This window comes from Micromonospora sp. NPDC048907 (assembly GCF_055586885.1).
This window is the reverse complement of sequence record NZ_JBVJHI010000005.1, coordinates 664,389-690,580: the sequence shown is the minus strand read 5'-3', so window position 1 is coordinate 690,580 and position 26,192 is coordinate 664,389. Positions and strand designations below refer to the sequence as shown.

The window sequence follows — 26,192 nt, the reverse complement described above, 5'->3', positions numbered from 1 at the left end:
GGCTTGCCGGCATGGACAGAACAGAGAGCCTGCTGACCGCGCCCACGGCCGGGTCGCCCGCGACCGACCCGGTGCCCGCGCCCGCCCCGGAACCGGTCCGGACCCCGGCGCAGCCGCCGGCCGAGCCGCCCCGTCGCGACCCGCGCTGGACGCGACCGGCCCTGCTCGGCCTGCTGCTGGCCACCGCGCTGCTCTACCTCTGGGGCCTGGGCGCCTCGGGCTGGGGCAACGCCTTCTACTCGGCGGCCGTGCAGGCCGGCGCGGAGAGCGGGAAGGCGTTCTTCTACGGCTCCTCGGACGCGGCCAACTCGATCACCGTGGACAAGACCCCGGCCTCGCTCTGGCTGATGGCCCTCTCGGTCCGCATCTTCGGGCTGAGCAGCTGGTCGATCCTGGTGCCGCAGGCGCTGCTCGGCGTCGCCTCCGTCGGCGTCCTGTACGCCGCCGTGCGCCGCTGGTACGGGCCGGTCGCCGGCCTCCTGGCCGGCGCGGTGCTCGCGGCCACCCCGGTGGCCACGCTGATGTTCCGGTTCAACAACCCCGACGCCCTGCTGGTGTTCCTGCTGGTCGCCGCCGCGTACGCCACGGTGCGTGCCGTCGAGACGGCGAGCACCCGGTGGATCACGCTGACCGGCGCGCTGGTGGGTCTCGGCTTCCTCACCAAGATGCTCCAGGCGTTCCTGGTGATCCCGGTCTTCGCCGGCGTCTACCTGCTGGCCGCGCCGACCGGCTTCTGGCGGCGGATCCGCCAGCTGCTGCTCTCCGGGCTGGCCGTGGTGGTCGCCGCCGGCTGGTGGGTGGCGATCGTGGAGCTGGTCCCGGCGAGCGCCCGCCCGTACGTCGGCGGCTCGCAGCACAACAGCATCCTGGAGCTGACCCTCGGCTACAACGGACTCGGCCGGATCACCGGCGACGAGGAGGGCAGCGTCGGCGGCGGCGGCCGGATGGGCGGCGGGGGCGGGGGCCCGTTCTCCGGACAGTCCGGCCTGCTGCGGATGTTCGGCACCGAGGTCGGCGGGCAGATCTCCTGGCTGCTGCCGGCCGCGCTGATCCTGCTGGTCGCCGGGCTGTGGCTGGCCGGGCGCGCGGCGCGTACCGACCGGACCCGGGCCGGGCTGCTCCTGTGGGGCGGCTGGCTGCTCGTCACCGGGCTGATCTTCAGCTTCATGTCCGGGATCTTCCACCCGTACTACACGGTGGCCCTGGCCCCGGCGGTCGGCGCGCTGGTCGGCATCGGAGCGACGGTGCTCTGGCGGGCCCGGACCACGCCGGCGGACGGGCCGTTCGCCCCGGGCCGGCGCCGGCTCGCCGCGACCGTCGTCCTGGCCGCCGCCGTGGCGGTGACCGCGTGGTGGTCGTGGCGCCTGCTTGGCCGCAGCGCCGACTGGTACCCGTGGCTGCGGACCGCCGTGCTGGTGGCCGGCCTGGCCGCCGCCGCGCTGCTCGTCCTCGCCGACCGGCTGCACCGCCGCGCGGCGCCGGTGCTGCTGGCCCTGGGCGCGGCGGCCGCGCTCGCCGGCCCGGTGGCCTACTCGCTGCAGACGGCGGCGACCCCGCACACCGGCTCGATCCCGAGCGCCGGCCCGGCCGTGCAGGGCGGTTTCGGCCCGGGAGGTCGCGGCGGCTTCCCGGGCGGCGGCCGGATGCCGGCCGGCATGCCCCCGGCCGGCCAGTTCCCCGGCACCGGCCAGAACGGCCAGTTCCCGGCGTTCCCGGGCGGTGGCACCGGGCAGGTTCCCGGCGACGGCCGGTCGGCGCGCGGCGGCGCCATGGGCGGGCTGCTCGACGCCCGCGAGCCGAGCGCCGAGCTGAGGGCGCTGCTGGCGGCGGACGCGGACGACTACACCTGGGTCGCCGCGACGGTCGGCTCGAACAACGCCTCCGGCTACCAGCTCGCCACCCGCCGGCCGGTGCTGCCGATCGGCGGCTTCAACGGCAGCGACCCGTCCCCGACCCTCGCCGAGTTCCAGCGGTACGTCGCCGCCGGACGGATCCACTTCTTCGTCGGCGGCGGCGGGTTCCGGGCCAACGGCGGCAGCAACGCCTCCGCCGAGATCGCCGCGTGGGTGACCGGGAACTTCACGGCGCAGACCGTCGGCGGCGTGACCGTGTACGACCTGAGCAGCGGGAAGCAGGGCTGAGCGATGACCGACACCCGCGAACCCCGGGCCGCCGTGCGGGCGCGGCCCACGGCGCCCACCGCGGTGCTGGACGTGGTGGTGCCCGTCCACAACGAGGAGGCCGACCTGGGGCCCTGCGTCCGGCGGCTGCACGCCCACCTCACCGCCCACTTCCCGTACCCGTTCCGGATCACCGTGGCGGACAACGCCAGCGTGGACGGCACGCTCGCGGTGGCCGAGGCGCTCGCCGCCGAGCTGCCCGAGGTGGGGGTGCTGCACCTGGCGGCCAAGGGGCGGGGCCGGGCGCTGCGGGCCGCCTGGTCGGCCTCCCCGGCGCCGGTGCTGGCGTACATGGACGTGGACCTCTCCACCGACCTGGCCGCGCTGCTGCCGCTGGTCGCCCCGCTCATCACCGGTCACTCGGACCTGGCCATCGGCACCCGGCTGGCCCGGACCAGCCGGGTGGTCCGGGGCGCCAAGCGGGAGGTGATCTCGCGCGGCTACAACCTGCTGCTGCGCGGCACCCTCGCGGTGCGCTTCTCCGACGCGCAGTGCGGGTTCAAGGCGATCCGCGCCGACGTGGCGGCCGGGCTGCTGCCGCTGGTGCAGGACAGCGGCTGGTTCTTCGACACCGAGCTGCTGGTGCTGGCCCAGCGGGCCGGCCTGCGGATCCACGAGGTGCCGGTGGACTGGGTGGACGACCCGGACAGCCGGGTGGACATCGTGGCCACCGCCCTGGCCGACCTGCGCGGCATCGGGCGGTTGGGCCGGGGCCTGGTGACCGGGGCGCTGCCCCTGGCCGACGTGCGCGCGCGGCTCGGCCGGGCGCCGCTGCGCACCCCGCCGGCCCAGGTGCCGGCCGGGTTGCCCCGACAGCTCGCCCGGTTCGCCGTGGTCGGGGTGGCCAGCACGCTCGCGTACCTGGTGCTGTTCGTGCTGGCCCGCGGCCCGCTCGGGGCACAGCCGGCGAACCTGCTGGCGCTGCTGGTCACCGCGGTGGCCAACACGGCCGCCAACCGGCGGCTGACCTTCGGCGTCACCGGCCGCTGGCACGCCGGCCGGCACCATCTCCAGGGGCTGCTCGCCTTCGCCCTCGGCCTGGCCCTGACCAGCGGCTCCCTGGCGGTCCTGCACGCCACCGCCGGCACACCGCCCCGCGCCCTGGAGCTGGCCGTGCTGATCGCGGCCAACCTCGCGGCGACCGTCCTCCGTTTCACCCTGCTCCGCCTCGCCCTGCACCACCGCCCCTGACCGCCGGATCCCGGCGCGTTCCCCGTGCGGCGGGAACGCGCCAGGATGCGCGCGGCGGGGATCCGGTGACGGCGTGGCAGGGTGGAGGGATGTACCGGGAGGGACCGGCGCCGGCTGTCCCCGGCGCCGTGCGGTGGGCGAGCGTCGCGCGCGGCGACGGGCCGGTGCGGGTGCTGCCGGACGGGTGCCTGGACCTGCTCTGGTCCAGCCGGTCCGGGCTGCTCGTCGCCGGGCCGGACCGCACCGCGCACCTGTCGCGGAGCATTCCGGGGGAGCGGTGGGTCGGGCTGCGGCTGCCGCCGGGCACCGGACCGACCGTGTTCGGGGTGCCCGCCGAGGAGCTGCGGGACCGGCGGGTGCCCCTCGCCGACCTCTGGGGACGGGCCGCCGCCGACCTGGCCGACCGCGTCGCCGCGGAGGATGCCCGCGGCGCCGGTGCGACCTCCGGCCGCGCCGGTGGCCGCCCCGGCGCCTCGGCGTTCCGCGGGTCGTCGATCGCCGCCCTGCTGGAGGAGGTCGCCCTGGCCCGGCTGCGGGCCGCCGGCGGCCCGGACCCGCTCGGCCGTGCGGTCGCCGCCCGGCTGGCGGCCGGCGCGACCGTCGCCGCGACCGCCGCCGAGGTCGGCCTCGGCGCGCGGGCCCTGCACCGGCGCAGCCGGCTCCTCTTCGGGTACGGCCCGAAGACCCTCGCCCGCATCCTGCGCATGCGCCGGGCCCTCGACCTGGCCGGCGCCGGGACCCCGCTGGTCGAGGTCGCCGCCCTGGCCGGGTACGCCGATCAGGCCCACCTCACCCGCGAGGTGAAGGAACTGGCGGGCGTCCCACCGACCCGCCTGCTGCCGCCCGCCGCCTGACACGGCTCGTCGGCGGCGTCACGCGGACGTCAGCGGGGCGAACAGGTCGACGCCGTTGCCGTCGGGGTCGTGCAGGACCGCGTACCGCTGGCCCCAGAAGGCGTCCCACGGCGCCAGGTGGCCGTGGTGGCCGGCGGCGGTCAGCTCGGCGTACCAGCGGTCCACCTCGGCCGGGTCGGCGCAGCGGAAGGCCAGGCTGGCGCGGGGGCTCCCGGTTGCCGGGGTGTGGTCCGGGTCGAAGCTGCGGATCGTCTCGACGGTGTCCCAGGCCAGCCGGACGCCGTTGTCGAGGGTCACCTCCACGTGCGGCTCGTGTTCGGCGCCGGGCGGGACCGGCAGCCCGAGCCGGCGGTAGAAGTCCAGGGTGCGTCCCATGTCGGTGACGACCATGCCGATGAGATCGAACTGCGGTGTCATGCGGCCACCGTAGAGGCCGGCGCGGCGGCCCGTCTTGAACGGATCGGACGGGGGACGAGTCGCCGGTGTGGCCCGCAGAATCAGGAGCACAGGCGTACGGTGGGGCAAGTCCGGCTTAGAGCAGTAAAGCTCACATATCGGGCTGGACTCCGATGACTGGCGAGGGGAAGGAAGCAGCAGTGACGCACCTGGCCTACCTGGACGCGGGATCCGGCAGCCTCATCGTGCAGGCGGTGGTCGGCGGGGTGGCCGGCGTGGCGGTCGCCGCCAAGCTCTACTGGAGACGCCTGGTGGCCCGGTTCCGCCGGCAGCCCACCGACCAGGGCTGACCGGCGTGGCGCTCCCCGACGCCGGCCTGCGCGCCGACCCCGGCTCCTTCCGCGACCCCGGCAACCGGGTCTTCCACCGTGCCGGCGAGGTGCTGCGCGGGCTGGACGAGCGGTCCGCCCGCGACTGGCGCGCCCTGGCCGCCAGCGACTTCTTCCGCGACCTGCTCGCCAACCGGCAGGTCTGCGGCACGGAGGAGCTGTTCCCGACCCCGGTCGACGTGCCGTGGGCCGCGGTGCTGCGCCACGAGCGGATCCCGTTCGTGTCGCACCCCTACGAGTGGTCGTACGGGATGCTCCGCGACGCCGCCCTGCTGCACCTGGAGGTGCTGCGCGCCGCGCTGGCCGCCGGCTTCACCACGAAGGACGGCTCCGCCTACAACGTGCAGTGGCGCGGCGCCCGGCCGGTCTTCATCGACGTCGGCTCGTTCGAGGCGGCCCGCGACGGCGAGCCGTGGGCCGGCTACCGGCAGTTCTGCCAGACGCTGCTGTACCCGCTGCTGGTCCAGGCCCACCTCGGTCTGGACTTCCAGCCCTTCCTGCGGGCCCGGATCGACGGCATCGAGCCGGACCAGATGCGCCGGCTCTTCGGTGGGGCCCGGCGCTGGCGGGCCGGGGTGCCCACCCACGTGCACCTGCACGGCGCGATGCAGGACAGCAACGCCGAGGCCAGCACCAGTGCGGTACGCGCCCAGCTCCGGTCCGCCGGCTACTCGCGCGAGCTGGCCCTGGCCACCGTGCGCGGGCTGACGAAGCTGGTCCGCCGGCTGGACCGCCGCCCGGGGGCGACCCACTGGTCGGACTACCAGCGCACGTGCGCGTACTCGGTGCCGGACCGGCAGGCCAAGGAGCAGTTCGTCGACCGGGCGGTGGCCGCCACCGGGCCGGGCCGGGTGCTCGACCTGGGCGCCAACGACGGCCGCTACGCCCGGATCGCCGCCCGGCACGCCGACCACGTGGTCGCCGTCGAGCAGGATCCGGCGGTGGTGGACGCCCTCTACCGCGCGCTGCGCGAGGAGGGGGAGACGCGGATCCTCCCGCTGGTGATGGACCTGGCCGACCCCTCGCCCGGCGGTGGCTGGCGGGGCGCCGAGCGGGCCGCCTTCGCCGACCGCGCCCGGGCCGACGTGGTGCTCGCCCTGGCCGTGGTGCACCACCTGGCGATCGGCCGGAACGTGCCGCTGCCGGAGGTGCTGGATCAGCTCGCCGCGCTGACCGTGACCGGCGGCAGCCTGGTGGTCGAGTTCGTGCACCCGGACGACCCGATGGCCCGCCGGCTGCTGGCCAACAAGCCGGACGGGCTCTTCCCGGACTACCGCCGGGAGGTGTTCGAGTCGCTGCTCGCGGTACACGGGCGGGTCGTCGGCCGCACCGAGCTGCCGTCGGGCACCCGCACCCTCTACCAGGTGGTGGTGGGTGGCTGAGGACACGCTCGCGCCACCGCAGGCCCCGCCGGCGGCCCCGGACCGCACCCGCGTCCGGGGCGGCTGGCGCGGCGAGGCGGGCCGGCTGCTGGAGGTGGTGGCCCTGGTCGGGCTGGTGGTCACCCAGCCGCTGCTGGACGTGCTCGGCCGCAGCCCGGACTTCTTCCTGTTCCACCGCGCCACCCGGACCGACGTGCTGCTGCTGGTGGCGCTGATCGCGATCGCACCGACCGTGCCGTTCGCCCTGCTCGGCGCGCTCGGCCTGGTCGCCCCCCGGCCCGCCCGGGCGGCCCTGCACACCCTGGTCGTGGGGCTGCTGCTGGCCGCGCTCGCGGTCCAGGTCGGCCGGCACGTCACGCCGCTGCGGGGCGTACCCCTGCTGCTGGCGGCCGTCGCGGCAGGCGCCGCCGCGGCCGCCGCCCACCGGCGGTGGCGGGCCCTCGCCCGGGTGCTGCGGGTGGCCGCGGTCGGGCCGCTGGTCTTCGTCGGCCTGTTCGTGTTCGCCTCGCCGGCCTCGGCCGTGGTGCTGCCCCGCGGGCACGGCGGCGCCGCCGGGGTGGCCGGGGCGGGCGCCCACCCGCCGGTGGTCATGATCGTCCTGGACGAGCTGCCGCTGGTCTCCCTGCTGGGCCCCGACCACCGGATCGACGCCGCCCGGTATCCGCACTTCGCGGAGCTGGCCGCCGGCTCCACCTGGTACCGCAACGCCACCGGCGTCAGCGGCTGGACGCCCTACGCGCTGCCGGCCATGCTCACCGGGCGCTACCCGGCCGAGCCGATCGCACCGCACTACTCGCGGTACCCGGACAACCTGTTCACCGCGCTCGGCGGCCTGTACGACATCAAGGCCGAGGAGAGCATCACCCGGCTCTGCCCGCCCAGCCGCTGCGAACAGCCGGTCAGCCCGGAGCAGGGGCTCGGGGTGCTGGTCCGGGAGAGCGGCAAGCTGCTGCGCCAGGTCACCGCCCCGGTGGACAGCCGGATCGACCCGGAGGACTCCTACCGGGAGCAGACCCGGGCCGAGGCGGGGCTGGACGCGGCCGAGCCGGTGCCGAACGACCCGAAGTTCCGCTGGGACACCCTCGACGACAACCAGCCGGCCCGGTTCACCACCTTCCTCGCCGGGCTGCGCCCCGCCGACCGGCCCACGCTGCACTTCCTGCACCTGCTCATGCCGCACTCGCCCTGGGTCTACCTGCCGTCCGGGGCGCGCTACGTCGCCCCCGAGGACCTGCGCAGCGACGGGACCGGGTGGGTGGACCTGGCCCGGGCCCGGCACCTCGCCCAGCTCGGCTACACCGACCGGCTGATCGGCGAGACGCTGCGCACCCTGCGCGCCACCGGCCTCTACGACCAGGCGCTGGTGGTGGTCACCGCCGACCACGGCGTGAGCTTCCGCAAGGACTGGCAGGGCCGGGGGCTGGACGCCATCAACCACGCGCCCGACCAGGTCGCCTGGGTGCCGATGTTCCTGAAGGAACCGGGCCAGCGGACCGGCCGGGTCGACGACCGGAACTGGCAGCACGTGGACCTGCTGCCGACGATCGCCGACGAGACCCACATCCGGGTCCCCTGGCGGATGGACGGCCGCCCGGCGAGCCAGGCCCCGCGCGACGGCGCCGACAAGCGCTTCTACGACACGCCCGGCCAGCCGCTCACGTTCCCCGGCGGGGTCCCGTCCCCGCCCGCGTCACCGGCCCCCGACCCGCTGGTGGGCACCACGGTCGGCGCGGTGCCGTCCGGGGGTACGGCGACCGTGGCCAACCTCGCCTCGTTCCGCGACGTCGACCCGGCGCACGGCGAGCTGCCCGCGCTGGTCTGGGGGACCGTGCCCGCCTCGGTGCCGGACGGCACGCGGCTCGCCGTGGCGGTGAACGGCACGGTCGGGGCCGTCGTCCCGGTGGTCGCGCCGGACTCCGCGGGCCGGCGCTTCGCCGCGCTGCTGCCCGACGACCGGCTCTTCGCCGCCGGGGCCAACCGCCTCGACCTCTACCGGGTGGGCACCGACGGATCGCTGCGCCGGCTCACCCTCTCGTGATCATCCGCGGGATCGCCGGGTAGCCTTCCCAGCTCGGGGTGGTCGCGCTTCCACCGGGTTTCCGAGCCGGCAAGTCGGGAATCGGGTGACGCATACCTCACCACCGAACCATGACGAGCGGTGTCCTCCCCACCGTGATTACGGTAAAAGCGAAGGCAACTCAACGAAGATCTTGCCGGCGAAGCGAGGAACAGATGACGGAAGTCAAGCTCGACCACCCCGGTGGGCAGCTGTCGATGCCGGTGCAGTCCGCGGTCGAGGGGCCCGCCGGGATCGGGGTGGGCAAGCTGCTGAAGGAAACCGGGATGACGACGTACGACCCCGGTTTCGTGAACACGGCGTCCTGCTCGTCCGCGATCACCTATATCGACGGTGACGCGGGCATCCTGCGGTACCGCGGCTACCCGATCGAGCAGCTGGCCGAGAAGTCCTCCTTCCTGGAGGTCTCCTACCTGCTGATCTACGGCGAGCTGCCGAGCCAGACGCAGCTCACCGAGTTCAGCGACCGGATCCGCCGGCACTCGCTGCTGCACGAGGAGATGCGCCGCTTCTTCGACGGCTTCCCGCGCGACGCGCACCCGATGGCCGTGCTCTCCTCGGCGGTGAGCGCGATCTCGACCTTCTACCAGGACAGCCTGGACCCGTTCGACTCCGAGCACGTGGAGATGTCGACGATCCGGCTGATGGCGAAGGTCCCCACCATCGCCTCGTACGCGTACAAGAAGTCGATCGGCCAGCCGCTGCTCTACCCGGACAACTCGCTGGGCTACGTCGACAACCTGCTGCGGATGACCTTCGGTGTGCCGGCCGAGGAGTACGAGGTCGACCCGGTGATGTCGAAGGTGCTCGACATGCTGTTCGTCCTGCACGCCGACCACGAGCAGAACTGCTCCACCTCGACCGTCCGGCTGGTCGGCTCCAGCAACGCCAACCTGTTCGCCTCGGTGTCGGCCGGCGTGAACGCGCTGTTCGGCCCGCTGCACGGCGGCGCCAACCAGGCCGTGCTGGAGATGCTCCAGAAGATCCAGGCCGACGGCGGCGACGTCCGGTCCTTCGTGCAGAAGGTCAAGGACAAGCAGGACGGCGTGAAGCTCATGGGCTTCGGCCACCGGGTCTACAAGAACTACGACCCGCGCGCCGCCATCGTGAAGAAGGCCGCCCAGGACGTGCTCGGCCGGATGGCCAAGCCGGACCCGCTGCTCGACCTCGCGGTGCAGCTGGAGGAGATCGCGCTCGCCGACGACTTCTTCGTCTCCCGCCGGCTCTACCCGAACGTGGACTTCTACACCGGCCTCATCTACAAGGCCATGGGCTTCCCGACCAAGATGTTCACGGTGCTCTTCGCGCTGGGCCGGCTCCCCGGCTGGATCGCCCAGTGGCGCGAGATGATCAACGACCCGGAGACCAAGATCGGCCGCCCGCGGCAGATCTACACCGGCTACGCCGAGCGGGACTACGTCCCCGCCACGGAGCGCTGAGTCCGGTCCCGACGGCGAAGGCCGCCGACCCCGTGCGGGTCGGCGGCCTTCGTGTCTGCGGGCCGGCGCGTCAGCCCACCAGGGAACGCAGCGGGATCCCCGCGTCCCGGAGGGCGCCCACCAGGTCACGCAGGTACGGGTGCTCGTCGGCCTGCAGGCCGGCCGGGTTCGGAATCACCAGGTAGGCCGACCCGTTCGCCACCGAGACCCGGGCGGTGTCGGTGTACCGGGCGACGACCGCCTCGGCGCGACCGCGGTCGCCGGCCGCCACCTCGACGGTGATCGGCCGCCACTCGCCGCCCAGGTTGTCCGCGACCGGCTGGGCCGCCGCGGCCGCCCGGGCGGGCTCGACACCTGTCGTACGCCGCGGGGTCGCGCGGTCCGCCGCCGCCCCCGAGGGGTAGAGCAGGGCGTTGGCCACCAGGTGCAGCCCGTTCTCGTTGTACGCCCGGAAGAGCGGGTTGAACGCGAACAGCACGGCCCGACCGGCGCCGGTGGGTTCGTCCACCAGTGCGACAGTCCCCTTCAACACGTCGCTGCGCACGGTGTAGCCGTTCGCCCAGAAGGTGTCGTCGGACGGGTAGGTGAGCACGTTGGTGCCGGTGCTGCTCGGGTTCAGAATCGAGTCGCTGTTGTTGAACTCGAAGTCCTCGGCCGGGCGGCCCAGCGCGACCGGGCTGCCGCCGTCGACGTCGACCCGCAGGTGCGACCCGATCATCCGGTAGTCCGCCGGCTTCGTCTTCTCCGTGGTGGAGGTGAGGCCGGCGGCCCGGGCCAGCCGGGTGCCCTCGTTGCGCAGGCCGACGTAGGTGTGGCCCTGGGCGATCCAGTTCCGCAGGTTGGCCTGCCCGGCGGCGGTGAGCCCGCCGGTCGCGCTGCTGCCGTCGGGCACGAGCAGCACGGTGCGCCCGGTGAACGCCGGGGTGTTGTCGTTGATGTCGGCGGTGGTCACCGGCGTGAGGTCCAGCCCCCACCGCTTGCCGAGCACGTAGCGGGCCTCGCCGTGGGAGCCGGAGGTGGTGGAGATGCCGGTGCCCTCGAACAGCCCGACGTCCGGCAGGTCCACCGGGCTCCCGCTGGCCGCCGCGCGGCTCGGGCGGAGGGTCACCCCGAGCGACCGGGCCAGTTGGTCGATCTCCCGGGTCAGGCTCCTCGCGGGGAAGCCGACCACGCTGGTGTCGAGGTCCCGGACGAGCGGCACGCCCCGGCCGAGCAGCCGGAAGGTGAGTTCGGCCGCCGCCGCCGAGTCCAGCGGGTACGCGTACGACCCCTTCGCCCCGGCCGCCGAGGACGTGCCGCCGGTGATCTGCCGGACCGGCCGGGCGTGCGGCCGGACGTCGTCGCCGGTGTAGATGGTGTCCACGCCCATGAGCAGCGGGTTGCTCCAGGAGGACACGTCGTAGAAGTAGGGGAACGGGACGTACGGGTCCTCGCCCATGATCGCCTGGATCCAGTGCTTCTGCGGCTGGTCCATGGGGATCCAGTAGGCGCCGACCGGCACGGTGACGTCGGTGGCGGTGCGCCCGCCGAAGACCCGGGCGGTGGGCACCGTCGTCGGCCTGGTCACCTCGTAAACCTCGACGTCCATCCGGCGCAGCCGCTCGACCAGCTGGCGCACGTCGGCGAGCTGCCGGTCGGGGAGCAGGAAGTACGAGCGCACCTCGATGTCCGGCACCGGGAACTGGACGCTGTTGGTCGGCTGGACCACCTCGTTCGGCTCCAGCGTCCCGGCCCTGCCCTCGGCGAGCGCGTCCGTCCAGATCTTGTAGTAACTGGTCAGCACCTCGTGCTTGTTCGCGGCGGCCCACCCGAGGGTGGCCCACTGGGTGTGGAACTGCTGCTGGACCCGGTCGGCCACCGCCGACGCGCTGCCCTTCTCGAAGGTCATCCCGGCGGCGCCGAAGCCGGCGGACGGGACGGTGTCGCCGTAGCCCATGAAGAACAGGTCGTAGGTCGAGTAGTTGAAGTAGCACTCCGTGGTGACGGCGCCGCCGCAGGCGCCGTTGAAGCCGAAGCCGGCCTTGTTGGCCTCGCCGATGCGGTTGATCCAGTCGACGTTCTCGCTGGCTATCTCGTGGTGGATCGGGTCGGCGTTGGGCGGGAAGAAGTACTGCCGGCCGCCCATCTCGTGCGCGTCGACGAAGACCTGCGGCGGGTACCGCCGCAGGAGTTCGATCTTCCCGTCGGTCTCCTGCTGGGTGCGGGCGAACCAGTCCCGGTTCATGTCGAAGCCGTACTCGTTCTGCCGGCGGCTGGCGTCGCGGCCGTCGGGGTTCTGGGTCGGCACGATGACGGTCAGCAGGTTGTCGTTGCGCTCCGCGACCGCGCAGGACAGCCCGGAGGCCAGCTCGTACAGGGTCTTGAGCGCGGCGTCGGTGCCGCTCTTCTCTCCGCCGTGCACGTTCCCGGCCACCCAGACGATGGCCGGGCGGTCGGACGCGGTCTCGGCGGCCTTCTTCGCCCTGGTCCGGCGCGGGTCCCGCAGGTCGCGGATGTCGTCCGCGATCTGCTTCAGCGCGCCCGGCCGGACGTGCCGCTCGTTGGAGACGATGGCGTACGGCAGCGGCTGGCCGAGCACGCTCGTCGCCATGACGCCGGTGACCACACGGTCGGAGGCGGAGTCGACGGCCTTCAGGTAGCCACGGACCTCGTCGTTGGTGACGACCCGCTCCTGGCCGGTGCCGAGCGGGAAGCCCAGCGCGGACTCGGGGCTGGGCACGGTGGACAGCCGGGCGGCGGGGTCGTTGCTGCAGCCGGGGGCCGTGGGGGCGGCGCCGGCCGGCGCGCCTCCGAGCAACGGCGTCAGACCGGCCAGCAGGAGCAGCGCGGCGACGCCGGCCGTTCTTCTCGTGTGGACCGTCCCGGGCGGACGCTTCGACAGGCGCATCGGGATGCCTCGTTTCACTCGGTGGAGATCTAGCGAGATCGATCGGAACGTATGACCGGCGCTATCCCGGGTCAAGACCCGGATCGTGCGGTCAGTGGGAGCGGTGGCCGCCCTCGCCGCCGGTGGTGGGCAGGCTGCCGAGCACGTGGTCGATGAGGTGGATCCGCGCGTTGGCGACCCGGTAGTCGGCGCACACGGTGTCGGCCTGGCCGGCCAGGCGGGCGGTCCCTCCGCCCCCGGTGACCGTCACCGTGGTGCCGGCGAGCGTGGTGACGCTACCGGCGGCCACCAGGTCGGCCAGCGACAGCGACCCGGCGACGAGGTGCTCGCGGAGCAGGCCGCGGAGTTTGTCCTTGTCGGTCAGCAACAGGTGGTCCAGGTCGTCCTCGGAGAACTTCGCGGCGAAGGCGTCGTCGGTCGGGGCCAGGATCGTCACCCCGGAGCCGCCGTGCAGGTCGGCGGACATGCCGGACGCCCGCACCGCCGCCTCGAACGTGGTGAGGACGGGCAGCCACTGCAGGGCCACCTCGGCCGGCTGACCGGCCAGCGCCGCCGGGTTGCCCGGGTCGCTGCCGGAGGGCAGCAGGTCGCACAGCGGACCGCGCACGGCGGGCGCCGCGTCCGGTGCGGCGCCGCCGGCCGCGGCCGGCGTGCCGGCGCCGGAGCAGCCCGTGCCGGCGAGCACCAGGGACAGCGCGACCGCGGCGAGCGCACCGGCCCGTCGCCGGCGGGCCGGCCACCGGAGCCGGGGGAGAGATCGGGATCGCGGGGGGATGACGGGCCGGTCCACGGCGTTCTCCCGTCGGGTCGGGTCGCACCGGCAGGCCCGGGGGGCCGGACCTGCCGGTACGACGGTCAGCGGGTCAGAGGCTCGCGCACTGGCCGCTCTTCGGGCCCTGCGCCGAATTGGTCAGCCCGAGATTCACCGGCGCCTCGGTGTTGCCCCCGCAGCGCAGCGGGCCGGTCACGGTGTTGGCCGCCACCAGCGGCGCCTCACCCCGGTTGTTCGACACCTCGACCGGGCCGGTGACCGTCGCGTCGACGACCACCACCGGCCCGGTGCCCTGCGCGATCCGGACCGGGCCGGTCACCGTGCTGTCGGTCAGGAACACGCCGGCCGCGCCGGTGGCGTCCACCGGGCCGGTGATCGACGAGCCGGTGGCGACGAGCGTGGCGCCGGGCCGGACCCGGACCGGGCCGGTCACCGTGGCGTCCCGCAGGCAGGTGAAGCCGGAGACCACCAGCGGGCCGGTGTGCCGGCCGGTCACCGTCGGGTACACCCGCTCGGCGTCGACCAGTTCCTCCACGGCCTGCCCGTCGAGCAGCAGCGGGATCAGGCCCCGCTCGGGCTGGGCCAGCGGCACCACGTACCCGTCGGCGGCCTTGACCACCTTCCAGCCGTGCGCGGCGAGCCGCTGCGCCACGGTGGTCCGCTGGCCGGCCGGGCCGTCGGTGCGCTCCCCGTGGTACTGCTCCTCGGTGAGCCGGTAGGCGCACGGCGCCTCGGTGAGGATCTGGTCCTCGCGCGGGGCGTCCAGCGGCGGCGGGGCCTCGCCCGGGTGCGGCGCCGGGTGTGCGGGGATCGGCCGGGAGCCGCGGAAGACGATCCGGCCGGTGTTCGACACCTGGAAGGTGATCCCGTCGGCCCGCGCCGAGGTGATCTCCTTGAGGTTGGCCCGGTGGTAGTCGAGGAACTGCTGGAACGTCCAGAGCGCCGAGTACGCCTTGCGCCGCCGGTTGTTCGCCGTGTTGCCCTCGTCCGGCCGGGTGGTGCCGCCGGCGCTGCGCAGCTCCAGCAGGGAGTTCACCACGTTCTTGAGTCCCAGCGTGTTGCGCAGGATGGTCTCCTCGCTGAGCCCCACGTTCCCGCCGCCGTTGCACCCGTACGGGCAGGGCCACCAACCGTCCTTCGCGCCCTGCGTGTACATGTGGCCCTCGATCATGTGCTGCGACTCGTCGAAGATCGGCTGGGCGACGTTCTGGTGCCGGGGCGGCAGCATCGGCAGGTCGCCGGCGCTGGAGTTGCCGAACTCGTGCCCGTCGTAGCCGGCCACCGGGCGGTAGTCACGCAGCATCCGCACCAGCGCGAAGGTCTCCGGCTGGCGGATCAGCGAGTAGTCCCGGTTGAGGTCCTGGCCGGTGGAGTTGCCCCGGGTGTTGGCCGCCCGGCCGTCCCCGTTGATCGTGGGCACGATCAGCACGGTGGTGTGCGACAGCAGGTCCAGCGTGCGGGGGTCGTCGCTGAAGGCGAGCTGGCGCGCCATGATCAGGCACGCCTCCCGGTCGTTCGGCTCGTTGCCGTGCACGTTGCAGTTGACCATCAGCGGTGAGGTCGCCGCCACCGCCGCCGGGGTGGCCGGCGGGGTGGGGTAGCCGATGACGAACATGTTGATCGGGCGGCCCAGCGCGGTCCGGCCGATCTCGGTCACCCGGACCCGGTCGCTCAGCTCGTCGACCGCCGCGGTGTACGCGTACTCGTTGACGTCGCTGGTGTACTGCGCCGCGAGCGTGGTCTCCCACTGCGTCCGGAGGTTCTGACCCGGCACGGCGGGGTCGCCCCACGGGGGCCTGGTGGTGCCGGAGACCGGCGCCGAGTACGGCTCGGCGGTGGCGCCGAGGCGGGCGCGGACCCGCCACTGGAACCGGGCGCCCGGGTTGAAGCCCGCGTCGGCGAAGGTGGGGGAGGAGTTGTCGATCTGGCGGTTCGGCCGCCAGACGCCGGTGATCACGGCGGGTCCGGTCGCCGTGTCGTCCGCGGCGACCGGGGTGCGCTCGATCTGGTAGTCGGTGGCGCCGTCGACCGGCGTCCAGGCCAGGGTGGCGTAGCCGTCGCCCTGCACGACCGTCAGGCCCTGGACCTGGTGCGGTTCGGCCGGATCGGCCTGTGCGGGCACGGGCCCGGCGAACGCCGCGAGGCTCGCGGCGAGCAGGGCGGCGAGAAGGGCCGTCGTCCGTCTGTCTCTCATGGAGGCTCCAGAACAGGTGGGATGACTCGGTCCGGACAGCACACGCTCCTCCACCCGTCCATGGTCGACAGCGGGCGATTTCTTGAGGTGGATCTGAGGATCGAGGCTCAGGCCGCCCGCAGCCGGTAGCCCACCCCGCGCACGGTCTCGACCAGGCCGGCGTCGTCGAGCTTGCCCCGCAGGGCCGCGACGTGGACGTCGAGGGTGTGGCCGCCGCCCCAGGTGGTCTGCCAGACGTCCATGAGCAGCCGCTCCCGGGGCACCACCGTCCCGGCCTGCCGGGCCAGCGCCATGAGCAGCGCGAACTCCTTGCGGGTCAGGACCACCTCACGGCCGGCGAGCCAGACCCGCCGCGCGTTGAGGTCCAGGCGCAGGTCGCCGACCTCCAGCGCCGCCTCCGCCCGGGACGCGCGGGACGCGCGGCGCATCACCGCCTCGATCCGGGCCTGAAGCTCCGCCATGGAGAACGGCTTCACGACGTAGTCGTCGGCGCCGGCCCGCAACCCCGCCACCCGGTCCCGCTCGTCGCCGCGGGCGGTCACCGCGATGATCGCGATGTCCTCGTTGTGCCGGCGGATCTCCCGGCACAGCGACAGGCCGTCCCGGTCCGGCAGGTTGAGGTCGAGCAGCAGGAGGTCGACCGGCCCGGCCTCGACCGCCTCCGAGGCGGTCGTGGCCGTGATGACGGAGTTGCCCCGGCGGCGCAGCGCGGCGGCGAGCGCGGACGCGACTCGCAGGTCGTCCTCCACCAGAAGCACCCGCACCGCGTCTCCTCGAACCTCATGCGACAGGTTCACGCGAGTCTGTCCGATCCGTGCCCGCCGCGACCAGCCCGGACGAAAGATCACGACCAGACGATCATGCGGGTCGAGCCGTCGGGCCGACCCCCAGGTGCAGCGGGAGGACCAGCGCGGAGGAGACCGCCAGGTCCCGGTCGAGCACCTCCTCGCGCGGGACGAAGACCATGGCCCGGCCCTCGCCGAGCACGACGTCCTCCTGACGGGCGTCGGTCGCGCCGCGGAAGACGTGGACCGTCACCGTGTGCGGGAAGCCCTCCTCGTCCGGGCGCGGGCCGCTCCAGAAGGGATGCAGCTCGCCCGCGGTCAGGCCGGTCTCCTCCAGCAGTTCCCGGCGGGCGGCCCGCTCCGGCGTCTCACCCGGCTCGATGCGCCCGCCGGGCAGACCCCACTGGTTCGGCGAGACGGGCGCGTGCTCGTCGCGATGCTGCAGGAGGACGGCGCCCGAGGGGTCGACGAGCAGGACGAGCGCCACGTCATAGCTGGCCATCGCGGAATCATTCCACGGCGGCACCCCCGGCGCAGGACCGTCGGCGTGCAGCTTCCGGCCAGCCGGGGCCGGCCGGCCCACTAGCATGATCCCGTGCCGGAGGACTTCATCGCTGACGACCAGCTGGCCGCGTTTCTGCGCACCGCGAGGGCCCAACCCGCCGTCGGCGAACCCGACGTGGCGACGGCGCGTGAGGCGTCCCGCGCCAGAGCCGCGGCACGGACGCCGGGACCGGACGTGCCGACGGTCGACACGACGATGGCGGGTGTCCCGGTACGGGTGTACGCGCCGGGCGCGGACCCGGTGGTCGTCTACCTCCACGGCGGCGGGTTCGTCCTCGGCGACCTCGACACGCACGACGCGCGGGCGCGGCGGCTCGCCGTGGCCACGGCGGCGTCGGTGGTCGCGGTCGACTACCGACGCGCGCCGGAGCATCCCTGGCCGGCGGCGGTCGACGATGCGGTGGGGGTGGTCCGGCGGGTGGCCGCCGACGGGGCACCGGTGGCGGTGGCAGGGGACTCGGCCGGCGGTCTCATCGCGATCCTGGCGGCGCTGCGGCTGCGCGACGAGGTCCCTCTGCTGGCGCAGCTGCTGCTCTGCCCGAACGCCGATCCCACGCTCCGGTGTCCGAGCGTCGAGGACAAGGGGCACGGCTGGCTGCTCGATGCGGGCACCCTTCGCCGGTGGGTCGCCATGTGGCTGCCCGATCCCGACACCCGCGACTCGCCGTCGACCAACCCGCTCGTCGCGGACCTGCGGGACCTGCCGCCGGCCGTCGTCGTGACCGCCGAGCACGATCCACTGCGCGACGAGGGCGAGGCCTACGCCGCGCGCCTGCGGGCCGCCGGCGTGCCGGTGACGCACCGACGGGAGCCCGGACTGGTCCACGACTTCCCGACCCTGCGGGACGTGTCACCGGCCGCCGCCGCGGCGGAGGACCGCTTCCTCCGCGACGCCGCGCAGGTGCTGGGCCGACGATCCCGCTGATCCTCCGCACCCGACGCGCGGACGGGCGTACCGCTGGTCATCGGACGGCCCCGACGCCTGCCCACACACCGGCACGCCGGCCCCACGTGGGGCCGGCGTGCCGTCGCGATCGGGGTCAGCGCAGGCCGGCGGCGGCCAGCAGGTTGCCCTCGGGCAGGGCGGGCAGGGTCCGGCCGGCGGTCATCCGCTGCTCGGTCCGCGCGGCGGTGAACGCGGGGTCGCCCGCGACGGCCGCGGCGTACGCGGAGGCCGTGCGGGACGCGATGGCCGACCAGCCGTACTGCTCGTGGACCATGGCGCGGGCGCGCCGGGCGAGCAGTCGCGCCCGGTCCCGGTCGGAGAGCAGCGCGTGCACCGCCTCGGCCAGTCCGTCCGGGTCCTGCGGGGCGAAGGTCAGCCCGGTGACCCCCGGCTCGACGATCTCGGCCAGCCCGCCGGTGCGGGCCACCGCGAGCGGCGCGCCGGCGGCGGCGCCCTCCAGGGCCACCATGCCGAACGGCTCGTAGATGCTCGGCACCGCGAAGCAGTCCGAGGCGGCCATCACGGCCGGCAGGTCGGTGCCGCCGAGGAAGCCCGGCATGCTCACGGTGCCGGCGAGCCCGAGCCGGTGCACCTCGTCCTCCAGGGTCGCCCGGTACGGCCCGTCGCCGACGATCACGGCGCGCAGCCCGGGGTGCCGGTCGCGCAGCCGGGGCAGGCCGGCGAGCAGGTGCTGCACGCCCTTCTCGTAGACCAGCCGGCCGGCGAAGGTGACCAGCGGGCCGTCGCCGGCGAACCGGGCGCGGGCGGCGGCGACCGCCGAGCCGGGCACCCGCCAGCGGTGCGGCTCGACCCCGTTGGGCACCACGTCGACCCGGCCGGGCTCCACCCCGAACAGCGCGCCCACCTCGTCGCGCATGTAGCCGGAGCAGACGATCACCCGGCCCGACTCGCTGGCCAGCCAGTGCTCGACGCCGTGGATGGTGCGGTTCATCTCCTCGGGCAGCCAGCCCTGGTGCCGGCCGGCCTCGGTGGCGTGGATGGTGGTGACCAGCGGCACGTCCAGGTGCTCGCGCAGGGTCATGGCGGTGTGCGCGACGAGCCAGTCGTGGGCGTGGATGACGTCGTACGCGCCGGACTCGGCGGCGCGCAGGGCGGCCCGGGTGAGGGTGTGGTTGAACGCCATGGTCCAGGCGAGCAGCGATCCGGTGGCGAGCGGGAAGGTGACCGGGTCCTCGGCGGCGCGGACGATCCGCACGCCGTCGGCGTACTCCTCCAGGGGCGCGCCGTCGGCGTGGCGGGTGACGACGGTGACCTCGTGGCCGGCGGCGGCCAGGGCGACGGAGAGCGCGTGCACGTGGCGGCCGAGGCCGCCGACGAGCACCGGCGGGTACTCCCACGACAGCATGAGGATGCGCTGCTTGCGGGCCGGCACGCCGGGCTGCGGGGGGAGGGTCGGGCGGGAGGTGAGGGTGGGCCGGTGGGTCCGGTCCGTCGCGGTGGCGGGCTGCGCGCCGACCCGCAGGGTGGTCACATCGATCTCCGTCCATGCATGCTGGTACGCGCCGACGTCGATGGCGGCGTGGGGAGCGTGGTGGGTCGGCCGAACGGCCGGGGCGGACCCGCGCGGGCACGCGCGTCCGCGATCCAGGAAAAGCCATCCGGCGCGAACCCGCATCTCGAAAAGGGCGATCGTGACGGACAACACCCGAAGGTCCAGGCGGCCTCAGGTGGGTGGAAATCGGTTACGGTCCGAACGGGTGGATTGGCGGAGCGTGTGGCGGGGCATAAGCGGCGTGCGCACCGGCGGTCCGCCCGTCCGGTGCGCTCATGATCATGGCCGAAGGAGCGACATGCAGGTCTGGCCGGGCGAGAGCTATCCCCTCGGCGCCACCTACGACGGGATGGGAACCAATTTCGCGATCTTCTCCGAGGTGGCGGAGAAGATCGAGCTCTGCCTGTTCGACGAGTGGGACACCGGCGCCGAGCGCCGGGTCGAGCTGCGCGAGGTCGACGCGTACGTCTGGCACGCCTACCTGCCGGGCGTCGAGCCCGGACAGCGCTACGGCTACCGGGTGCACGGGCCGTGGGACCCGGCCAACGGGCTGCGGTGCAACCCCCACAAGCTGCTGCTCGACCCGTACGCCAAGGCGGTCGACGGCGAGGTCACCTGGGACCCGGCCGTCTACGACTACGAGGTGGGCGGCGACCCGGACCGGCGCAACGAGACCGACTCGGCGCCGTTCATGCCGAAGTCCGTCGTGGTGAACCCCTACTTCGACTGGGGCAACGACCGGCCCCCGCGCACGCCCTACCACCACTCGGTGATCTACGAGGCGCACGTGCGCGGCCTGACCATGCGCCACCCCGACATCCCCGAGGAGCTGCGCGGCACGTACGCGGCGATCGCCTCACCCGTGATGATCGACTACTTCCAGCGGCTCGGGGTGACCGCGGTCGAGCTGATGCCGGTGCACGAGTTCGTGCACGACCACCGCCTGGCCGACCTGGGGCTGCGCAACTACTGGGGCTACAACACCATCGGCTTCTTCGCCCCGCACCACGGCTACTCGGCGCTGGGCCGGCTCGGCCAGCAGGTGCAGGAGTTCCGCGGCATGGTCAAGGCGCTGCACGCGGCCGGCATCGAGGTCATCCTCGACGTGGTCTACAACCACACCGCCGAGGGCAACCACCTCGGGCCGTCGCTGAGCTTCAAGGGCATCGACACCCCGAGCTACTACCGGCTCTCCGAGGACGACCGGCGCTACTTCGTCGACTACACCGGCACCGGCAACAGCCTCAACGTGCGCAGCCCGCACTCCCTCCAGCTGATCATGGATTCGCTGCGCTACTGGGTCACCGAGATGCACGTCGACGGCTTCCGCTTCGACCTGGCGGCCACCCTGGCGCGGGAGTTCTACGAGGTGGACCGCCTCTCCACCTTCTTCGAGGTGGTGCAGCAGGACCCGGTGGTCGGCCGGGTCAAGCTGATCGCCGAGCCGTGGGACGTCGGCCCGGGCGGCTACCAGGTGGGCAACTTCCCGCCGCAGTGGACCGAGTGGAACGGCAAGTACCGGGACACCGTGCGGGACTTCTGGCGCGGCGAGCCGGCCACCCTGGCGGAGTTCGCCTCCCGGATCTCCGGCTCCGCCGACCTCTACCAGGACGACGGGCGCCGCCCCTTCCACAGCATCAACTTCGTCACCTGCCACGACGGGTTCACCCTGAACGACCTCGTCTCCTACAACGACAAGCACAACGAGGCCAACGGCGAGGAGAACCGGGACGGGGAGAGCCACAACCGCTCCTGGAACTGCGGCGTCGAGGGCGACACCGACGACCCCGGCGTGCTGGCCCTGCGCGCCCGGCAGCGGCGCAACTTCCTGGCCACCCTCATCCTGTCCCAGGGCGTGCCGATGCTCGGCCACGGCGACGAGCTGGGCCGCACCCAGCACGGCAACAACAACGCCTACTGCCAGGACAGCGAGCTGGCCTGGGTGGACTGGACGAGGGCCGACGAGGAGCTGCTGGCCTTCGTCCGGCGGCTCACCGAGTTCCGCACCCGGCACCAGGTGTTCCGCCGCCGGCGGTTCTTCACCGGCCTTCCTGTCGGCGGCCGGGCGGCCGGCTCCGCCCTGCCCGACCTGGCCTGGTACACGCCCGACGGCCGGGAGATGACCGGCGAGGACTGGGGCAACGACTTCGGCCGCTCGGTGGCCCTCTTCGTCAACGGCGACGGCATCCCGGAACGCGGCCACTACGGCCAGCGCCACCGGGACGACTCCTTCCTGCTGCTGTTCAACGCGCACGACGCGCCCCTGGACTTCACCCTGCCGCCGGCCGAGTTCGGCCAGCGGTGGGAACTGGTCATCAGCACCGCGGACCCGGATCCGGAGAAGACACTGACGGTCGAGGCGGGCGGGAGTGTCTGCGTCCCCGACCGCTCGCTGCTGGTCCTGGAGAGGACGGCCTGACCATGCCCGACACCCCCCACCCCGAGACGACGGCGCCGACGACGCGGGTGGGGTCGACCTACCGCGTCCAGGTCCGCCCCGGCTTCGACCTCGACGCCACCGCCGGCCTCGCCGGCTACCTGGCCGACCTCGGCGTCACCCACCTCTACAGCGCGCCCCTGCTCACCGCCACCCCCGGCTCCCAGCACGGCTACGACGTGGTCGACCACCGGGCGGTCAACCCGGAACTCGGCGGCGAGGGCGGCCGCCGGCGCCTCGTCCGGGCGCTGCGCGCGGCCGGGCTCGGCCTGGTCGTGGACATCGTGCCCAACCACGCCGGGGTGGCCCGGCCGGCCGCCAACCCGGCCTGGTGGGACGTGCTGCGCCGGGGCCGCTCCTCGGCGTACGCGGACTGGTTCGACATCGACTGGGACCGGGGCCGGCTGCTGCTGCCGGTGCTCGCCGACACCCCGGACGCCCTGGACGACCTCAAGGTCGTCGACGGCGAGCTGCGCTACCACGAGCACCGCTTCCCGATCGCCGACGGCACCGGGGACGGGACGCCGCGCGAGGTGCACGACCGGCAGCACTACGAGCTGGTCGACTGGCGGCGCGGCGACAGCGAGCTGACGTACCGCCGGTTCTTCGCCGTGTCCGACCTGGCCGGGCTGCGGGTGGAGGACCCGGAGGTCTTCCGCGCCACCCACGCCGAGATCCTGCGCTGGGCCGCCGCCGGCGACCTCGACGGCATCCGGGTCGACCACCCGGACGGCCTGCGCCACCCCGCCGGCTACCTGGCCCGGCTGCGCGCCGCCGCGCCCGGCGCCTGGCTGGTCGTGGAGAAGATCCTGGAGTACGGCGAGGAGCTGCCGGACTGGCCCGTCGACGGCACCACCGGCTACGACGCCCTGGCCGCGGCGTGCGGGCTCTTCGTCGACCCGGACGCGGAGGCGGACTTCACGGCGCTGGACGGGCGGCTCACCGGCCGGCACACCTCGTGGCAGGACCTCACCCACGACACCAAGCTGGCGGCCGCCACCCGGCTGCTCGCCGCCGAGCTGAGCCGGCTCGCCGCGCTCGTCCCGGAGCTGCCCCGCGAGCAGGTCCGGTCGGCCCTCGCCGAGCTGGCCGCCGCCTTCCCGGTCTACCGCGGCTACCCGCCGGAGGGCGCCCGGCACCTCGCCGCCGCCCGCGCCGAGGCCGGCCGCCGCCGCCCCGACCTGGCCGCCGTGCTGGACGCGGTGACCGCCCGGCTCCGCGACCCCGACCACGAGCTGGCCGCCCGCTTCCCGCAGTTCTCCGGCGCGGTGATGGCCAAGGGGGTGGAGGACACCGCCTACTACCGGTGGAGCCGGTTCGTCGCGCTCAACGAGGTGGGCGGCAGCCCCGCCCACTTCGGCGTGCCGCCCGCCGAGTTCCACCGCGCCGCCGCCGCCCGGCAGGTGCGCTGGCCGGCCGGCATGACCACCCTGTCCACCCACGACACCAAGCGCGGCGAGGACGTCCGGGCCCGGCTCGCGGTCCTGTCCGAGCTGCCCGGCCGCTGGGCCGAGCGGGTCGGCGACTGGATGTCCCGCGCCCCGCTGGCCGATCCCGCCTTCGCCCACCTGCTCTGGCAGACCGCCGTCGGGGCCTGGCCCATCGAGCGCGAGCGGCTGCACGGGTACGCGGAGAAGGCCGCCCGGGAGGCGTCCGTGTCGACCAGCTGGGCCGACCCCGACCCGGCGTTCGAGCACGAGCTGCACGCCCTCGTCGACCGCATGTACGACGACCCGGAGCTGCACGCCCAGCTCACCGCGTTCGCCGACGAGATCACCCCGGCCGGCTGGTCGAACTCGCTCGGGCAGAAGCTGGTCCAGCTCGCCATGCCCGGGGTGCCGGACACCTACCAGGGCACCGAGCTGTGGGAGAACTCCCTGGTCGACCCCGACAACCGCCGCCCGGTCGACTTCGCCGTACGCCGGGAGCTGCTGGCCCGGCTCGACGCCGGCTGGCGGCCCGCGGTGGCCGCCGACGGCGCGGCCAAGCTGCTCGTGGTCTCGCGGACCCTGCGGCTGCGCCGGGACCGCCCGGAGCTGTTCACCGGCTACCGGCCGGTGCCGGCGCACGGGCCGGCCGGCGCGCACGCGGTGGCCTTCGACCGGGGCGGCGCCGTCGCCGTGGCCACCCGCCTGCCGCTGCGGCTGGCCCGCGCCGGCGGCTGGCGCGACACGACGCTGTCGATTTCCGGCAACAGTGTTACCGACGTGTTCACCGGTCGGGTCTACAGTGGGTCTGACCTGCCGATGCACGATCTGCTGAGCAGCTATCCCGTCGCCCTCCTCGTTCCCACCGTTTCCGTGGAGGCAGCCGCATGACCGAGTTCACGGTGTGGGCGCCCGAAGCCGCCCGGGTCCGGCTGCGCCTGCCCGGCGTCGCCGACCACGACATGCGCCCCGGGCCGGGCGGCTGGTGGCGGGTCGAGGTGCCCGGCGCCGGGCCGGGCACCGACTACGCGTTCCTGCTCGACGACGACGAGCAGGCCCTGCCCGACCCCCGGTCGGCCTGGCAGCCGCAGGGCGTGCACGGGCCGAGCCGCCGCTACGACCACGCCGCGTTCGACTGGACCGACCAGGGCTGGACCGGGCGGCAGCTGCCCGGCAGCGTCCTCTACGAGCTGCACATCGGCACCTTCACCCCGGAGGGCACCTTCGACGCGGCGATCGGCCGCCTCGACCACCTGGTCGACCTCGGCGTCGACCTGGTCGAGCTGCTCCCGGTCAACGCCTTCAACGGCGAGCACAACTGGGGCTACGACGGGGTGTGCTGGTACGCGCCGCACGAGCCGTACGGGGGGCCGGACGGGCTCAAGCGCTTCGTCGACGCGGCGCACGCGAAGGGGTTGGGGGTGATCCTCGACGTCGTCTACAACCATTTCGGGCCCTCCGGGGCCTACGCGCCGCGCTTCGCGCCGTACCTCACCGAGCAGAGCAACACCTGGGGCCGCACGGTCAACCTGGACGGCCCGCACTCCGACGGGGTACGCCGCTACATCGTCGACAGCGTGCTCATGTGGCTGCGCGACTACCACGTGGACGGGCTGCGGCTGGACGCCGTGCACGCCATGCCCGACTCCCGGGCCACCCACCTCCTGGAAGAGGTGGCCGCCGAGGTGGAGGCGCTCTCCACCCACCTGGGCCGGCCGCTGTCGCTGATCGCCGAGAGCGACCTCAACGACCCGAAGCTGATCACCCCTCGGGAGGCCGGCGGGTACGGGCTGCACGCCCAGTGGAACGACGACGCCCACCACGCGCTGCACACCCTGCTCACCGGCGAACGGCAGGGCTACTACGCTGACTTCGGCTCCCTCGAATGCCTGACCGACGTGCTGACCGGCGCGTTCTTCCACGCCGGCACCTGGTCCAGCTTCCGCAACCGCAGCCACGGCCGGCCCGTCGACCGGCAGCGCACGCCGGGGCACCGGTTCGTGGCGTACCTGCAGAACCACGACCAGATCGGCAACCGGGCCACCGGCGACCGGATCTCCCAGACGCTCTCCGCCGGGCTGCTGCGCGTCGGGGCCACCCTGCTGATGACCGCGCCCTTCACCCCGATGCTGTTCATGGGGGAGGAGTGGGCGGCCAGCACCCCGTGGCAGTTCTTCACCAGCCACCCCGAGCCCGAGCTGGCCACCGCGGTCGCGACCGGCCGCCGGCGGGAGTTCGCCGCGCACGGCTGGCCGCCGGGGGACGTGCCCGACCCGCAGGACCCCCAGACCTTCGTCCGCTCCCGGCTCGACTGGGCCGAGCTGGACAAGCCCGAACACCGGGAGATGTACGACTTCTACCGCCGGCTCATCGCCCTGCGCAAGCAGCGTCCCGACCTGTCCGACCCCCGGCTCGGCCAGGTCGACGTCCGCCACGGCGACCAGTTCCTGCTGATGCGGCGCGGAAACACCCTGGTCGTGGCCAACCTGGCCGGCCGGGGGCAGGGCATCTCACTGCCGGGGGTGGTGCGGCGGGTGCTGTTGGCCTCCGGGGACGGGGTCACCGTGATGCGCGACCGGATCGAGTTACCAGCGGAAACGGCGGCGGTCGTCGCGCTCTGAGAAGAGTCGTGGCCGACTCGGCGCGTCGAACAGAATCAGCGTGCCGTTTCAGCGGCGGGAGCGGTCAGGGCGACAAGGCTGGCGGTCAGGCACGACGCCGTACCTTGCCGCCCTGGCTGCTGATATTCGAATCCTGGG

General features: G+C 74.1%; 18 protein-coding genes. 11 read left to right on the top strand and 7 right to left on the bottom strand.

Translation table 11 applies throughout. The features are described 5' to 3' along the window. Positions 1-11: 11 nt before the first annotated feature. From ACZ6PY_RS21270 to ACZ6PY_RS21260, 3 genes are all read left to right on the top strand, one after another. Positions 12-2,141: an ArnT family glycosyltransferase gene (locus ACZ6PY_RS21270; protein WP_466074637.1), complete on the top strand. Its 2,130-nt coding sequence runs from the start codon at positions 12-14 to the stop codon at positions 2,139-2,141. 3 nt (positions 2,142-2,144) lie between these two features. Further along, positions 2,145-3,371 carry a bifunctional glycosyltransferase family 2/GtrA family protein gene (locus ACZ6PY_RS21265; protein ID WP_466074636.1) on the top strand — a complete coding sequence of 409 codons (1,227 nt, stop codon included), beginning with the start codon at positions 2,145-2,147 and terminating at the stop codon, positions 3,369-3,371. An 89-nt stretch (positions 3,372-3,460) separates the two neighbouring features. Beyond that, positions 3,461-4,225: a helix-turn-helix domain-containing protein gene (locus tag ACZ6PY_RS21260; protein WP_466074635.1), complete on the top strand. Its 765-nt coding sequence runs from the start codon at positions 3,461-3,463 to the stop codon at positions 4,223-4,225. Positions 4,226-4,243: 18 nt separating this feature from the next. Here ACZ6PY_RS21260 and ACZ6PY_RS21255 read toward each other — a convergent pair whose 3' ends face one another. Further along, complete coding sequence (locus ACZ6PY_RS21255) at positions 4,244-4,642, bottom strand: VOC family protein (RefSeq protein ID WP_466074634.1); 399 nt, start codon at positions 4,640-4,642, stop codon at positions 4,244-4,246. 179 nt (positions 4,643-4,821) lie between these two features. Here ACZ6PY_RS21255 and ACZ6PY_RS21250 point away from each other — a divergent pair, with 179 nt between their 5' ends. The 4 genes from ACZ6PY_RS21250 to ACZ6PY_RS21235 all read left to right on the top strand — a co-directional run bounded on the left by ACZ6PY_RS21250 (position 4,822) and on the right by ACZ6PY_RS21235 (position 9,908). Beyond that, on the top strand, positions 4,822-4,971 hold the full coding sequence (locus ACZ6PY_RS21250) for a hypothetical protein (protein WP_167364301.1): 150 nt from the start codon (positions 4,822-4,824) through the stop codon (positions 4,969-4,971). Between the two features lie 5 nt (positions 4,972-4,976). Then, positions 4,977-6,392, top strand: a complete 1,416-nt coding sequence (locus ACZ6PY_RS21245; RefSeq protein WP_466074633.1) for a class I SAM-dependent methyltransferase — start codon at positions 4,977-4,979, stop codon at positions 6,390-6,392. Further along, positions 6,385-8,430 (top strand): sulfatase-like hydrolase/transferase, encoded by a 2,046-nt coding sequence (locus ACZ6PY_RS21240; RefSeq protein WP_466074632.1) that lies wholly within the window; start codon positions 6,385-6,387, stop codon positions 8,428-8,430. The genes ACZ6PY_RS21245 and ACZ6PY_RS21240 overlap by 8 nt, the downstream gene beginning before the upstream one ends. Positions 8,431-8,624: 194 nt before the next feature. Beyond that, complete coding sequence (locus ACZ6PY_RS21235; RefSeq protein ID WP_466074631.1) at positions 8,625-9,908, top strand: citrate synthase; 1,284 nt, start codon at positions 8,625-8,627, stop codon at positions 9,906-9,908. Positions 9,909-9,978: 70 nt separating this feature from the next. Here the strand turns inward: ACZ6PY_RS21235 and ACZ6PY_RS21230 are convergent, their stop codons facing one another. The 5 genes from ACZ6PY_RS21230 to ACZ6PY_RS21210 form a co-directional block, all read right to left on the bottom strand. Next, positions 9,979-12,795, bottom strand: coding sequence for a M14 family zinc carboxypeptidase (locus tag ACZ6PY_RS21230; protein WP_466074630.1), 2,817 nt, complete (start codon positions 12,793-12,795; stop codon positions 9,979-9,981). Positions 12,796-12,886: 91 nt separating this feature from the next. Beyond that, positions 12,887-13,585 carry a fasciclin domain-containing protein gene (locus tag ACZ6PY_RS21225; protein ID WP_466074629.1) on the bottom strand — a complete coding sequence of 233 codons (699 nt, stop codon included), beginning with the start codon at positions 13,583-13,585 and terminating at the stop codon, positions 12,887-12,889. 73 nt (positions 13,586-13,658) lie between these two features. Further along, positions 13,659-15,761 carry a M14 family zinc carboxypeptidase gene (locus tag ACZ6PY_RS21220; RefSeq protein ID WP_466074628.1) on the bottom strand — a complete coding sequence of 701 codons (2,103 nt, stop codon included), beginning with the start codon at positions 15,759-15,761 and terminating at the stop codon, positions 13,659-13,661. 107 nt (positions 15,762-15,868) lie between these two features. Then, positions 15,869-16,525: a response regulator transcription factor gene (locus ACZ6PY_RS21215; RefSeq protein ID WP_466074627.1), complete on the bottom strand. Its 657-nt coding sequence runs from the start codon at positions 16,523-16,525 to the stop codon at positions 15,869-15,871. Positions 16,526-16,619: 94 nt separating this feature from the next. Beyond that, entirely contained in the window at positions 16,620-17,048 is a 429-nt protein-coding gene (locus ACZ6PY_RS21210; protein ID WP_466074626.1) for an NUDIX hydrolase, read from the bottom strand. A gap of 93 nt (positions 17,049-17,141) precedes the next feature. Here ACZ6PY_RS21210 and ACZ6PY_RS21205 point away from each other — a divergent pair, with 93 nt between their 5' ends. Further along, on the top strand, positions 17,142-18,035 hold the full coding sequence (locus ACZ6PY_RS21205) for an alpha/beta hydrolase (RefSeq protein ID WP_466074625.1): 894 nt from the start codon (positions 17,142-17,144) through the stop codon (positions 18,033-18,035). A 115-nt stretch (positions 18,036-18,150) separates the two neighbouring features. On the opposite strand, the gene ACZ6PY_RS21200 is transcribed toward ACZ6PY_RS21205, so the two are convergent. Further along, positions 18,151-19,548, bottom strand: coding sequence for a glycosyltransferase family 4 protein (locus tag ACZ6PY_RS21200; protein WP_466074624.1), 1,398 nt, complete (start codon positions 19,546-19,548; stop codon positions 18,151-18,153). Positions 19,549-19,867: 319 nt separating this feature from the next. Here ACZ6PY_RS21200 and glgX point away from each other — a divergent pair, with 319 nt between their 5' ends. The 3 genes from glgX to treZ are packed head-to-tail and all read left to right on the top strand — an operon-like array spanning position 19,868 to position 26,054. Continuing rightward, entirely contained in the window at positions 19,868-21,988 is a 2,121-nt protein-coding gene (gene glgX / locus ACZ6PY_RS21195; RefSeq protein WP_466074623.1) for a glycogen debranching protein GlgX, read from the top strand. 2 nt (positions 21,989-21,990) lie between these two features. Continuing rightward, positions 21,991-24,324: a malto-oligosyltrehalose synthase gene (treY, locus tag ACZ6PY_RS21190; protein WP_466074622.1), complete on the top strand. Its 2,334-nt coding sequence runs from the start codon at positions 21,991-21,993 to the stop codon at positions 24,322-24,324. Further along, positions 24,321-26,054, top strand: coding sequence for a malto-oligosyltrehalose trehalohydrolase (gene treZ, locus ACZ6PY_RS21185; RefSeq protein ID WP_466074621.1), 1,734 nt, complete (start codon positions 24,321-24,323; stop codon positions 26,052-26,054). Before treY ends, treZ begins: the two co-directional genes overlap by 4 nt. The last annotated feature ends 138 nt before the right edge of the window (positions 26,055-26,192 follow it).